Source organism: Ruoffia halotolerans (genome assembly GCF_014049385.1).
GTDB classification, from domain to species: domain Bacteria; phylum Bacillota; class Bacilli; order Lactobacillales; family Aerococcaceae; genus Ruoffia; species Ruoffia halotolerans.
In genome coordinates this window covers 1-13,624 of the sequence record NZ_JACAOA010000041.1, presented here as the reverse complement: position 1 = coordinate 13,624, position 13,624 = coordinate 1, and the positions used below count along the sequence as shown (strand labels likewise).

Genomic DNA, 13,624 nt, shown 5'->3' with positions numbered 1-13,624 from the left:
AAAAGTCCAACTCTTTTTGTTATTTTCTTTATGTTAATCACTCTTTCTTATTATAATATGTAATTTTTTTATTCTATCACAATATAAATTAGAAAATAACAATAAAATAAGTATACGAGAAGAAATCATTGATCCGTTTTGCTTCTTTTTTTCCTTTTCTGTAGTCGTAAGACATTTTGGCACCCCTTTGTTAGATTGTATTTGTTCAATACATGAAATTACATAAAATAATGTATCAAAAATCTTGTTTTATCAATGTTGAATTTATTTGAATTGTCTACAGATTAACTAATTATTGACAAAACAATGTTTAGATAGCTACACTTCATTCAAACGTTCGTTTGAACGGGGTGATTAAGTTAATGACTGCAGAAGTATGTACAACTAACAGTATACATAAAGAAAAAGTAGCTAGTGTAAAAAAAAATTTAAAAGATAAAGACCTTTCAACTTTACTTATATTAGGAAAATGTTTTAGCGATTCTTCTAGGATTAAAATTTTTTATGCTTTAGAAACTTATAAGGAGATGTGCGTTTGTGATTTAGCAGCGATACTTAATGCTAGTATTGCTACAACGTCACACCATTTACGGTTTTTAAAAAAGAATGGAATGGCAAAATCACGTCAAGATGGAAAAGTAGTTTATTACTCTTTAGTGAATGAAGAGATACTTTCCGCTGTGCAGGATTTTCTAAAATTGTCAGAAAATAGTTCTATGAAAATTTAGTTTGGAGGAAGTTATTTTGTTACAAAGAATTTTATCAGCACTCGCTGTTTATATTTCTACCAGCATTGACTATTTATTTATCTTGCTGATTATTTTTTCTCAAAGTCATACAAAAAAAGGACTCCATCAGATTTATTGGGTTCAATATCTGGGAACAGGTATCTTAGTAGCCATAAGTTTATTTGCAGCATACGTGCTAAATTTCATTCCACAAGATTGGATCATTGGGCTTCTCGGTCTTATTCCGATTTTCTTAGGAATAAGAGTGGCATTGGTCGGCGAAGAGGAGGAAGAAGAAGAGGACGTCGTTGAAAAGCTTGAATCAAGAGGAACGAACCGCTTCTTTTGGACCTTTGCCTTAATAACAATTGCTTCTGGTGGCGATAATTTAGGGATTTATATTCCTTACTTTACCTCGCTATCTTTTTCAGAAATTATCACAGCTTTAATAGTCTTTGCTCTATCTGTTGCGGTTCTTTGCTCTATCAGTTACAAATTAGCAAAAATTTCATTTATTTCCGAAACGTTAGAAAAATATGAACGAATCATTGTTCCTATAGTCTTTATTGGTTTAGGAATTTATATATTGATCGAAAATGGCACGATTCAAACACTATTAAACTTTATTTGAACTAATGAATTGTAAAATAATTTTAACTTTGTAGTTTGTGCTTATTTTTCTTGTTCTCCGATATGAGTTGAAACTTGCTCAAGAATACTAAAAATATGAAGATCGTCAAGGCTATAAATCATATTTTTACCAACTCTTTTTGATTTTACTAATCTTGAAGTCTTTAAAGTTTTTAACTGGTGAGAAATGGCTGATTGTTCCATACTTAAAGACTGCGCAATTACTCCAACACTAAGTTCTTCTTTCTGTAAAAGAAATAAAATTGAAAGACGTGTAGGGTCACTAATCATTTTAAATATCTTACTTACCTCTTGGATAGAATCATTTGTTAACGGAGAAGTTGATGATGATTTCATAAAACTTCCTCTCTTTCATATGTGTGTTCGTTCATGTTTAGGTTCGCATAAGATTTTTATAAAGCAAGGTTTTTCCATAAGCAGAGCTGTTTTATAGTCCAATTTTTTTATTAACTAAATAAGATAACTATTTATTTGACAAATCAGATAGAGCAATATATAATGAACGCATAAACATATGAATGTTATTTCATATGTAATTCATAAGCGTTACGATTTCAAAAAAATAGTTTTATTAAGAAGGGTGATAGAAATGAAAGAGATTCAAGAGCAACACTCACACGAAAATAATAGTCACGATCATGACCATGATCATGGGAAAATGCCAATTATTTTGTACTTTATTGGTTTAGCACTAGCATTGATAGCTTTCTTTTTGAGTAAAGAGTATCAAATCTTACAAAATATTTTGTTCTTAATCGCTACTATTAGCGCTGGGTACCATGTTATTGTCCTTGAAGGACTTGGGGAGACGATCCATAACTCAAAAAGTCAAAAAAGATTTATACCTAATTCTCATATCTTAATGGGGTTAGCAGCAATTGGAGCATCTTTGATGGGAAATTTTGGAGAAGGTGCGTTATTAATCCTTATTTTTTCTGGGGCACATTTTCTAGAAGATTATGCAGAAGGAAGAAGTAGACGAGAAATTACAAAATTACTCGAAATGAATCCCACAACTGCTCGTTTAATTCTCCCAGACGGTAGCACAAAAAATGTGGAAGTTAATGAATTAAAAGTTGGAAATCACCTTCAAGTATTAAATGGTGATCAAGTCCCTATTGATGGAATTATTTTGTCTGGATCTACGTCTATTGATGAGTCATCTATTAATGGAGAGAGTATGCCAAAAGAAAAGTCCAAGGGAGACGAAGTTTTTGGGAGCACAATAAATGGAACGGGCACTTTTACAATGGAAGTCACGAAAGAAAATAAAGATACGGTGTTTTCAAAAATTTTACAATTAGTGAATCAAAACCAGGATAACCAAACTAAAGCTGCAAGTATTATTCAAAAATTTGAACCAAAATATGTAACATTTGTTTTAGTTGCCATACCACTATTTATATTATTAACTCCATTTCTACTTGATTGGACATGGTCACAAAGCTTTTATAGAGGATTGGTTCTTTTAGTTGCAGCTTCGCCATGTGCTTTGGCAGCAGCTACTGTATCGGCAACTTTATCAACAACTTCTAATTTAGCTAAAAAAGGCGTTCTTTCTAAGGGGAGTTCTTATCTATCTCAATTAGCTGATATTCAAGCTATTGCATTTGATAAGACGGGAACTTTAACCAAAGGAAAACCTGAAGTCACGAATCATTATTTTACTGATTCTATGGATGAAGAAGAAATAATTGATATTGTAGTAGCTCTTGAGAAAAATTCCAATCATCCTTTAGCGGATGCTATTTTAAGAAAATTTGAACCAAAAAACCAACTTTCTATTGAAGTAGAAAACCAGATTGGAAAAGGATTGTCCGGAGACTATAATGGTCGAAAATATCGTATAGGTAAACCAACTTCTTTTGACGACGTCTCAGATGAATATGTTCGATTAAATAATCAATGGGCATCTGAAGGGAAAACTGTCGTATATCTAGCAGTAGATGAAGAAGTTATAGGCCTTATTGCACTTATGGATGTACCAAGTAAATATGCTAAAGAAACTATTGAGTACTTCAAGAAACAAGGTATTCATACTACGTTAATTACAGGTGATTCGGAAATGACAGGAAAAGCAGTCGCAAGCAAGCTAGGTATAGACGAAGTGATTGCCAATGTCATGCCAGATGAAAAATCTAAAATTATTGACAAACAAAAAGAAAAATATGGTGTGACCGCAATGGTAGGAGATGGTGTAAATGATGCTCCAGCTCTTGTCAATGCAGATGTAGGAATAGCCATGGGAGATGGAACTGATGTGGCAGTAGAGGTTTCTGACTTAGTATTAATGCAAAATAACTTAACGAAATTAACACAGTCTCATAAAATTTCTACGAAAATGAATCGTTTAATTTGGCAGAATATTATTTTTTCAATGGCAGTTGTAGCTTTTCTAATTATCGTGAGCTTAGTAGGATTAACGGATATAGCCATTAGTGTGATCGTTCATGAAGGAAGTACATTTGTCGTAATATTAAATGGTCTCCGATTATTAAATTCTAAATGAATACATGAAATTGGATAAAATCGTGTATCGAGAGGCTGGGACAAAAAAGGCTTAGTTAACTAAATAAAGAGAGGAAAAAGATTTCACTTCGAAATCTTTTTCCTCTCTTTTAATTTATCAGTCTCTTTTGGACTTTTATGATATTATTAGCCATTAATACTAGACCAATATCTGTTTTTACTTTATCTTTTCCTCTTAAATGAGTCCTTCGGAATCCTAAGTTTTGTTTAATCTGTCCGAAGACCGGCTCAACATCAATTTTTCTACATGCGAAAAGAGCTGAGCCATCTTCAGATAATAGCTTAGCTGATTCATTTTCTTTTAAATACTGATATTTTCTATTAAAAGAAAATGACTTTTGTGGTGCGGTTTCTCTATTGACTGGATAATACATTTCTTTTTCTAAGCGATATCCAGTTGTTGTTTTTGGATGATAAACATGATGAAAATGATACTGTGTACCATCAGGGTGAATAAAGATTTGATTTTCCGCATCATAGTCCCAATTATTTAAATTCTTACTTGATTTCTGAAATTTCTTCGTCTGTTCCTTATCAAACATATTGTATTTGATGGATGATCAATCCCTAGATTGTCCAACGTTTCTAAGTTTTCTTGGCTTCCATATCCAGCATCAGCTACGACGATTTTAGGTAAAGTAGGCATACTTTCAATAAATGGTAATAGTGTACGTGTATCCGTAGGATTTGGAAAAATATTATAGGCTATAACAAATTGATTTTCAGTTGCTATTTGAAGATTATAACCTGGTTTAAGTTGACCATTTAACATCGGATCTTCTTTCATTCGCATGAACGTTGCATCTTTATCTGTTTTTGAAAAACTATTTCTACCTTCAAATGTTCTATAATAATTTTCATACTTTATCTCACGCTGTAAAAAATCATCTTTAACTTTTCGTAAGTGTTTTTTCAATTTTCTTCGTTTCTGCTTTCTTGGATCTGCACCTTTTTTTGGCGTACTTTCAATTTCTTCATTTACTTCAGCTACAGCTTCCTCAAGGAAGGCTTTTAGTATTTCAACATCATTTAAAGACATTGAATCAATTTCATCTTTGATAATCTCTTTTTCTACAGTAGGTAATATTTCGTTTCTATAATATTCCATTTCTTTAGCTTTTAATGATGCGTAAAATTTATCTGTTGCTCTTTTCCAAACAAAAGAATATTTATTTGCATCTGCTTCAATTTTTGTACCATCTATAAATACTACATTATCTGAGATTAGTTCTTGTTGAACTAAAAAGAGTTTAAATTCAACGAATAGGTTCTCAAGAATTGATGCACATAATTCACTAGAACGAAATCTATTAATCGTACGATAAGAAATTTCGGTATCGGCAACTAACCATTTCATTGGAATGTTCTCTTGCGTCATTTTTTCAATAGTTCTTCCTGAAAACGTCTTTTCTATATATGCGAATAGTAATGCCTTTAAGAGGATTAATGGATGATAGGCCGGTCGGCCTTCGTGTTTATAAAATTGATCGAGGATATGTTCATCTAGTTGTTCAACAAAATTATTTACTTGGAAAACAATATGATTTGGTGCAAGATAATCGGATAACTCTAATGGTAGAAAAGCTTGATTCATGTTATATTGAGTATACATAAAATACCTTCTTTCTTTTTAGTTCTGTGGTTATTACTATTATAAATGAAGGTATTTTATTTTTGTATAATTTAAAGAGGAGATTGACCATTTTTCGTGGTCAATCTCCTCTTTTTTGGCTAGTTTTGTCCCAGCCTCTTCAAATTTATTATTTTATTAAAAAGCTTGGATCACATATGATAAACCGTTTAGCGTGAAGTAAATCCCAACTAAATAAGCAATTGTCAGAATTGATGCGATGGGATTAAAGATTAACATGATTCCAATGATGATACTTATAATAGATAAAAACACAATTAACCAGAAATTTCTTTTACTATATTTTCTAATCGCTCTTGCTGATATCAAGGCAATGACTGAATCAATGATAAACCACATCGCAAATACGATTGGTAAAGCAATAACACCGGCAGTGACGTTAAAGAATAAGAATACACCAATAATAATATCGATGATACCAATCACAATCATCCAATTATTCGTCATCCCTGTGTATTCTTTTAAGCGATTACGAATTATAATTTGCGTAATCCCCTTAAACGCTACCGCAAAAGCAAATAAATATATGACAAAACTGGCACTTCCAAGTGGGTTGTTAAAAGCAAGTACTCCTAAAGCAATATAAATAATTCCAATAATAAGTGACCACCAATTAAATCCATTCTCAGTTTTTGACAATGAAAACACCTCTTTCATTTTTTGTATAAGATTATTTTAACGTTAAAATTTTATAACATCAATTTATATGCTGGATTAACTTGTACTTAAAATCTAATAAGTTCATCTTCTTAATTGAGCATTATGAACTCCTCAGTTATAATAAATATATAAACGAGAGGGGAATTACTTATATGTCACAAATTTATTTTGCAAGCCCGTTATTTAGTGAAATGGAATTAAATTACAACGCTCAATTAGTTAAACAAATTAGAGAAAAATATACAGAAAGCACTGTGTTCTTACCACAAGAACAAGGTGATATTAATGATAAACAAAGTTACGCAGATTCAATGATGATTGCCAAAGCTGATACAGAGGCTGTGTTAAAAAGTGATTTAGTTGTTGCGATTCTCGATGGATTAGTCGTCGACCCAGGAGTTGCTTCAGAAATTGGTGTTGCTTATCAAGCAGGAATACCTGTCATTGGCCTTCATTCTGATCAACGTCACCAAGGTGCGGATAACCAAGAAAAATTAGATGCACTGCAAAATGTTGCCGAATCTCAGTTTCCTTATGTTAATCTGTATACAGTTGGATTAATAAAATTAAACGGAGAAATCGTCAATACATCCCAAGAATTAATCGAACGTATTTCAAATTACATATAAATGAAAGGAGCCTTTTATGTATAAAGAAGTTATCGGGGTTATCGATATTGGTTCCAACACGATTCGACTTGTGATATTCGGGTTGGATGAGCAATACAACTATATCGAAATCCAAAATATTAAAACACCTGCCCGTCTTTCGCAGTATCTAATAACTGATAAGGATGGTGAAAATCCTCAAATGGCTCAAGACGGTATTGATAAATTAATTGAAACTTTAATTAGTTTTAAAGCCGTAGCTGAATCGTTTAATGTGGCTCAAATCCTTCCTATGGCTACCGCAGCTGTGCGTCAATCTGTTAATAAAGCTGATATCCTTGAACAAGTAAAAGAAGCCACTGGCTTGGATATTAATCTTGTTTCTGAAGAAGAGGAAGCGAGTTACGGTCAGTACGCTATCACTCATTCGACAGTCGTTAATGATGCGATTACGATCGATATTGGTGGTGGAAGTTGTGAGATTACTTATTACGAAGATAAAAATATGGTTCAATACCACAGTTTTCCTTTTGGGGCTGTGAGTTTAAGCAGGCAATTCTTCCAAGATAAAGACCACAATGATCCTAATGCCATCGAAGCAGTTCAAGAATATGTCCGCAAGCAGTTTAAACAGTTTGATTGGATAAAAAAAGCGAAACTACCTATTGTGGCAATTGGTGGATCAGCCCGTAACATTGCGAATGTTCATCAACGTTTAGTTGATTATCAAATGGCCGGCGTTCACGGCTACTCTATGGATGAAGATGACATTGAAGAAACACTTAATTTGTTCATATCAACGGATATTGATGATATGGCTGACATTGAAGGTCTTAGTGCCGATCGTAAAGATTTGATTATTCCTGCTAATATTGTTTTTCTAGAACTTTTTAAAGTGGTAAAAGCCAAAACATTCCAACTGTCATCACAAGGTTTACGGGAAGGTATTATTCTCAAATACATTAATCAAACCTATAATTCTCCATTAGATAACCAACTGATTCGCGTCCGTTCGATTCGTCAAGTTGTCCGTGATTTTCCTATTAATACAGTCGGTTCTCAAATCATCGTCGACATTATTATTAGCTTATATCAACAACTTTGTAATCTCGGCTTATTGACGTACAGTTACGAAACTCAGGAAGAAATAGAGTTTGCAGCTTATATTTACCGTTTTGGTGGTTTTATTAGTCCAGAAGCTGATTCTCAGCATACATTCTATCTGCTTTCAAATATGAATTTAATGGGTTTTTCACATCCAAAACGATTACGACTTGCATTACTAGCAAGTTACCGTAACCGATCACTATTTAAGCAATATTTAACAAACTATGAGAATTGGTTAACAGATGATGAGATTAGTGACTTAGAAGTTTTAGGTGGCGTCTTAAAATTTAGTTCTGCTTTAAATGACTCAAAAACTGGTCCGATAGAAGATTTAAAACTATATCGCACTAAAGATAACAATTATAAACTTGACATCTATCACTCTGCTCCAGTGATTGCAGAAAAATACCGGAGTATGCGCCATGCCAAGCATTTTGAAAGAGCATTAGATGGAGATTTAGAAATCGAATTCATTCAAAAATAATTAGTCAATAATGGGAAAGGAGTATTTTGTGAATAAACAAACGAAAGATAATAAAATGGTGGATAGCGTCGTGAATCATGATTCTTCAAATCAAACGAATACATCAGAGACCACGATTAACTTAGATAATCCTAATTACTACTTTAACCGTGAATTAAGTTGGTTAGATTTTAATCGTCGTTGTATTGATGAAGCCTTTGATAAAGAGAATCCTTTACTTGAGCAATTAAACTTCTTGGCTATAGGCTCTTCAAACTTAGATGAGTTTGTCATGGTTCGCGTGGCTGGAGTATATGATCAATTTTTAGCTGGAGTAAAAGTCGCCGAAAACAAAACTCAAATGACTCCTAAAGATTTATTACAATGTATTAGTGAGAAGAACCACGATAATGTGGATATACAATATAAACGCTATAACGAAATAATTCCTAATTTGAACGCCTTGAATTATTCAATTAAAGGAATGAATGAGTTAAATGAAGAAGAATTGGCTCAAGCAGAAAAATATTTTACAGACTTGATTCTTCCAACTTTATCACCATTGGGAGTCGATGCATATAAACCCTTCCCACACTTATCGAATAAGAGTTTGAATATTCTTGTTCAACTTGAAAAGAAAAAGGAAGAACTTACTGCAATCGTTCCTATTCCTTCATTATTAGATCGCTATACAACGCTTGAAGTGGGTCAGAAACGTACAATTATATTAACAGAAGATATTGTTGTTCATTTCATCAGTGCTTTATTTGCTGGTTACACAATTAAGTACACTTACCCATTCCGTATTACTCGAAATGCAGACTTCGACATCATTGAAGACAGTGCAGCAGACTTACTAGCACTGATTGAAGATTATGTTAAAAGTAGAAAAAAAGGAATGGCTGTCCGTTTAGAAATCGATACACGTGGTGTAGAAAATTATAATTCAGAGCATCATGAATTTTTACAAAATATTCTTGAATTAGCTGACCAAGATATTTACTTGGTTGATGGTCCGCTTGATCTTACTTATCTGTTCTCACTTGTTGACCAAATTGGTGAGGAACACCCTGAGCAGTTATATAAACCATTTACACCGCATTTAAATCCAAAACATTTAGGTGAGAGCTTATTCGATGAGGCTGATAAAAAAGATATCTTCTTTAATCACCCATTCGACTCCTTCAAGCCGGTAGTATCCTTTGTGGAACAAGCGGCAGAAGATGAGAATACGATTGCAATAAAACAAACGCTTTATCGTGTATCAAAAAATTCCCCCATTATTTCTGCTTTGAAAAAAGCCGCTGAGAATGGTAAAGAAGTGACTGTTTTGGTTGAATTAAAAGCACGATTCGATGAACAAAATAACGTTTATTGGGCTCGTGAATTAGAAGAAGCCGGTTGTCACGTTCTATATGGTGTGAGCGAGTTGAAGACACATAGTAAAATCACACTAATTATTCGTAAAGACGACAATAAGATTAAGAGATATATTCATCTAGGCACTGGAAATTATAATGACAAAACAGCAAAAACTTATACAGATATGGGAGTCATCTCTTCTCACGATGAATTAGCTAGTGATGCATCTAGTTTCTTTAACTACTTAAGTGGATATACAGAAAGACCGACTTATAAGCATCTTCACGTCTCTCCCTTTGAGATTCGTGATTCCTTGATTGATTACATTAATGAAGAGATTGATTATCAAAAACAATATGGCAATGGGCGTATTATTGCGAAAATGAATTCATTAACTGATAAACCTTTGATTCAAAAATTATATGAAGCAAGTCAAGCTGGTGTGAAAGTCGACTTAATTGTTAGAGGTATTTGTTGTTTGCGTCCAGGTATACCAGGTATCTCAGAGAATATCCACGTACGCAGTATCGTTGGGCGATTCCTAGAACATAGTCGTGTTTATCACTTTAACCGTAATGGCAAAAAACACCTATTCCTATCTTCTGCCGATATGATGACACGTAATATGACAAAACGTGTTGAAATTGAGTTTCCAATTTTAGATCAAGATATCGAAGCGGAAATACTTAATATTCTTGAATTGCAATTAGCAGATACAATGAAAGCGCGCGTCTTGCAATATGACGGCGATTATGTTCGTCCAGACCGAACTGCCACTCATTTAAATTCTCAAAATGAATTAATGAAACGTGCGACTGCTGCTACTCAAGCGATTCAGACAATGACAATTGAAAGTAAGAAAAAAGAGTATTGGTTTACACGTATTTTACGTCGCTTTAATAACTAATTTTCTTAAACGAAAAGTGTTGGTGAGAGTTATTTCCCTGGCACTTTTTTCTGTGTAAATAAAGCTTGATTAGGCTGAGTATAAGCTATTTTAAAATATTTAAAATAAATCCCGATAATAATCAAAGCTTTTTTTGAATTTTTGTATATTTATGGTTTATTTATTAAGTTTTTGTGTTAATATATCTGGTGGTGCCAAAAAGTATTAAGGGCACGAATGAGTATTCCAATGGGAGGAAAAAGAATGATAAATGTATCTAACGTCAGTTTACAATTCCCAGATCGTAAGCTTTTTGATGAAGTAAATATTACGTTTACGCCTGGAAACTGCTACGGAGTTATCGGTGCGAATGGGGCTGGAAAATCAACATTTCTTAAAATTTTATCTGGTGACGTTACACCAACTACCGGAAACGTTAGTATGGACCCAGAAGAACGTCTGGCTGTATTAAGCCAAAACCATTATGGCTTCGAAGACCATACGGTGATTGAAACTGTCATGATGGGTTATAAAGAATTATACGAAACAATGAAAGAAAAAGATGCTATCTATATGAAGCCAGACTTCACAGATGAAGATGGTATTCGCGCAGGTGAATTAGAAGGACTATTCGCAGAAATGGGCGGATGGGAAGCTGAATCTGAAGCGAGTGATATGCTTCAAGGTTTAGGTATCGATACAAGTATGCATAGTCAATTAATGCGTGAATTAAATGAAGCGGATAAAATCAAAGTTTTACTTGCTCAAGCATTATTCGGTAAACCAGATAACTTATTACTGGACGAGCCGACTAACGGTTTAGACGCACAAGCCATTGACTGGTTAAGTGATTTCATTATGGACTTCCCTAACACAGTGATTGTTGTTTCCCATGACCGTCACTTCTTAAATACAGTATGTACACACATGGCGGATGTGGACTTTGGTAAGATTAAACTATTCGTAGGTAACTATGATTTCTGGTTACAATCAAGCCAACTAGCTGCAAGAATGCAAGCTGACCAAAACGCTAAAAAAGAAGAGAAAATTAAAGAATTGCAAGACTTTATCGCTCGTTTCTCTGCGAACGCATCTAAGTCTAAACAAGCGACATCACGTAAAAAAATGTTAGATAAAATCACTTTAGATGATATCCAACCTTCTTCACGTCGCTATCCATTTGTTGGCTTCTCTCCGGAGCGTGAAATTGGTAATGACTTGTTACGCGTTGAAGGTGTTTCAAAAACCATTGATGGAGAAAAAGTATTAGACAACATTACTTTTACACTTAGCCGTGAAGATAAAGTTGCCTTTTCAAGTCGTAATGACAACGCAACAACTGCCCTATTTGAAATTCTTATGGGGAACATGAAACCAGATACCGGAACAGTTGAATGGGGAGTAACAACTTCTCAAACTTACTTACCACGTAACTCTGGTGATGAATTTGATGGTGTTGAATTAACTATTGTTGATTGGTTAAGACAATACGCTTCAAAAGAAGAACAAGACAATACTTTCTTACGCAGTTTCTTAGGAAGAATGTTGTTTAGTGGTGAAGATGTTATGAAACCAGTGAATGTATTATCTGGTGGTGAAAAAGTCCGTTGTCTACTTTCTAAGATGATGCTTTCTAAAGCAAACGTATTAGTCTTAGATCAACCGACAAATCACTTAGACTTAGAGTCAATCACTGCATTAAACGAAGGTTTAATTAAATTTAAAGGTGCCATTTTAATGGCTTCACATGACTTTGAAGTATTAAATACAACATGTAACCGAGTGATTGAAGTCACTTCAAACGGTTCATTTGATCGTATCAACTCAACATATGAAGAATATGTTAATGATCAAGATGTACAAAATCGTCTGGAAGCTTTATACAACGCCTAAAACAGATTAAAAGGAGACTTAATTAATATAATGGAAGTTTTTGATTTCGAAGATGTTCAAATGATTCCTAATAAAAGTATCGTACAAAGTCGTTCTGAGTGTGATACATCTATCAAGTTTGGTCCACGTGAATTTAAAATTCCGGTAGTACCTGCAAATATGCAAACAGTCATGAATGAAGAACTTGCAGTTTGGTTCGCTGAGAATGATTACTTTTATATTATGCACCGTTTTGACGAAGAAGGACGTATTCCATTCGTTAAAATGATGCACGAAAAAGGACTTTTCGCTTCAATAAGTGTTGGTATCAAAGACTATGAATATGACTTTGTTCGTCAACTTGCTGAAGAAAAAATTGTTCCTGAGTATATCACAATTGATGTTGCTCACGGTCATTCAGAATATGTTATCGATATGATTCGTTTTGTTAAAGAATACTTGCCTGAGACTTTCCTAATTGCTGGTAATGTGGGTACACCTGAAGCTGTTCGTGAATTAGAAAACGCTGGTGCAGACGCTACTAAAGTCGGCGTTGGACCAGGTCGTGTATGTATTACTAAGTTAAAAACTGGTTTTGGTACAGGCGGGTGGCAATTAGCTGCGGTTCGTGCTTGTGCGAAAGCTGCAACAAAACCAATTATTGCTGATGGTGGTATCCGTCACAATGGTGATATTGCTAAAGCTGTACGTTTCGGTGCTTCAATGGTAATGATTGGATCATTATTTGCAGCCCACGAAGAAAGCCCAGGTAAATCACGCGAAATCGATGGTAAAATGTACAAAGAATACTTCGGTAGTGCATCTGAACATCAAAAAGGTGAACACAAAAACGTCGAAGGAAAAATCGAAATGATCCGTGCACGCGGAAAATTAATTGATACATTAGTAGAAATGCAACAAGACTTACAATCAGCTATCTCTTATGCCGGTGGTAACAAATTGGAAGCGATTCGTCACGTTGATTATGTTTTAGTTCGTAATACTATTTATAACGGTGACAGATAATTACTTCACCCTATAAACAAAAAAAGGATGTTAGATGAGTTTCAAGACTCATTTAACATCCTTTTTGTATTGACTTATACC

General features: G+C 33.9%; 10 protein-coding genes and 1 pseudogene. 8 read left to right on the top strand and 3 right to left on the bottom strand.

The window, feature by feature from the left end; translation table 11 throughout:
* Nucleotides 1-362 precede the first annotated feature (362 nt).
* Together HW423_RS10260 and HW423_RS10255 are read left to right on the top strand one after the other, a co-directional pair.
* Nucleotides 363-728 (top strand): ArsR/SmtB family transcription factor, encoded by a 366-nt coding sequence (locus HW423_RS10260; RefSeq protein WP_218931814.1) that lies wholly within the window; start codon nt 363-365, stop codon nt 726-728.
* A gap of 16 nt (nt 729-744) precedes the next feature.
* Complete coding sequence (locus tag HW423_RS10255) at nt 745-1,359, top strand: CadD family cadmium resistance transporter (RefSeq protein WP_218931813.1); 615 nt, start codon at nt 745-747, stop codon at nt 1,357-1,359.
* A gap of 41 nt (nt 1,360-1,400) precedes the next feature.
* On the opposite strand, the gene HW423_RS10250 is transcribed toward HW423_RS10255, so the two are convergent.
* Complete coding sequence (locus tag HW423_RS10250; RefSeq protein ID WP_031791152.1) at nt 1,401-1,715, bottom strand: ArsR/SmtB family transcription factor; 315 nt, start codon at nt 1,713-1,715, stop codon at nt 1,401-1,403.
* 253 nt (nt 1,716-1,968) lie between these two features.
* Here HW423_RS10250 and HW423_RS10245 point away from each other — a divergent pair, with 253 nt between their 5' ends.
* On the top strand, nt 1,969-3,888 hold the full coding sequence (locus HW423_RS10245) for a heavy metal translocating P-type ATPase (RefSeq protein WP_218931812.1): 1,920 nt from the start codon (nt 1,969-1,971) through the stop codon (nt 3,886-3,888).
* A 109-nt stretch (nt 3,889-3,997) separates the two neighbouring features.
* On the opposite strand, the pseudogene HW423_RS10240 reads toward HW423_RS10245, so the two are convergent.
* Nucleotides 3,998-5,520, bottom strand: a pseudogene (locus tag HW423_RS10240) (IS1182 family transposase).
* 156 nt (nt 5,521-5,676) lie between these two features.
* A complete protein-coding gene (locus HW423_RS10235) occupies nt 5,677-6,198 on the bottom strand; it encodes an HdeD family acid-resistance protein (RefSeq protein ID WP_218931811.1) in 522 nt (173 codons plus the stop codon).
* Between the two features lie 173 nt (nt 6,199-6,371).
* On the opposite strand from HW423_RS10235, the gene HW423_RS10230 reads away from it, so the two are divergent.
* From HW423_RS10230 to guaC, 5 genes are all read left to right on the top strand, one after another.
* Entirely contained in the window at nt 6,372-6,848 is a 477-nt protein-coding gene (locus HW423_RS10230; protein ID WP_218931810.1) for a nucleoside 2-deoxyribosyltransferase, read from the top strand.
* A gap of 16 nt (nt 6,849-6,864) precedes the next feature.
* On the top strand, nt 6,865-8,418 hold the full coding sequence (locus tag HW423_RS10225) for a Ppx/GppA family phosphatase (protein WP_218931809.1): 1,554 nt from the start codon (nt 6,865-6,867) through the stop codon (nt 8,416-8,418).
* Nucleotides 8,419-8,473: 55 nt separating this feature from the next.
* Complete coding sequence (locus HW423_RS10220) at nt 8,474-10,666, top strand: RNA degradosome polyphosphate kinase (RefSeq protein ID WP_218931815.1); 2,193 nt, start codon at nt 8,474-8,476, stop codon at nt 10,664-10,666.
* A 243-nt stretch (nt 10,667-10,909) separates the two neighbouring features.
* Nucleotides 10,910-12,538: an ABC-F family ATP-binding cassette domain-containing protein gene (locus HW423_RS10215; RefSeq protein ID WP_218931808.1), complete on the top strand. Its 1,629-nt coding sequence runs from the start codon at nt 10,910-10,912 to the stop codon at nt 12,536-12,538.
* A gap of 30 nt (nt 12,539-12,568) precedes the next feature.
* On the top strand, nt 12,569-13,543 hold the full coding sequence (gene guaC / locus HW423_RS10210; RefSeq protein WP_138404355.1) for a GMP reductase: 975 nt from the start codon (nt 12,569-12,571) through the stop codon (nt 13,541-13,543).
* Nucleotides 13,544-13,624: the final 81 nt, after the last annotated feature.

Coding starts and splice junctions, on each gene's coding strand:
- HW423_RS10215 (WP_218931808.1), top strand. CDS start 10,910: ATGATAAATGTATCTAACGTCAGTTTACAATTCCCAGATCGTAAGCTT.
- guaC (WP_138404355.1), top strand. CDS start 12,569: ATGGAAGTTTTTGATTTCGAAGATGTTCAAATGATTCCTAATAAAAGT.
- HW423_RS10220 (WP_218931815.1), top strand. CDS start 8,474: ATGGTGGATAGCGTCGTGAATCATGATTCTTCAAATCAAACGAATACA.
- HW423_RS10245 (WP_218931812.1), top strand. CDS start 1,969: ATGAAAGAGATTCAAGAGCAACACTCACACGAAAATAATAGTCACGAT.
- HW423_RS10250 (WP_031791152.1), bottom strand. CDS start 1,715: ATGAAATCATCATCAACTTCTCCGTTAACAAATGATTCTATCCAAGAG.
- HW423_RS10230 (WP_218931810.1), top strand. CDS start 6,372: ATGTCACAAATTTATTTTGCAAGCCCGTTATTTAGTGAAATGGAATTA.
- HW423_RS10260 (WP_218931814.1), top strand. CDS start 363: ATGACTGCAGAAGTATGTACAACTAACAGTATACATAAAGAAAAAGTA.
- HW423_RS10225 (WP_218931809.1), top strand. CDS start 6,865: ATGTATAAAGAAGTTATCGGGGTTATCGATATTGGTTCCAACACGATT.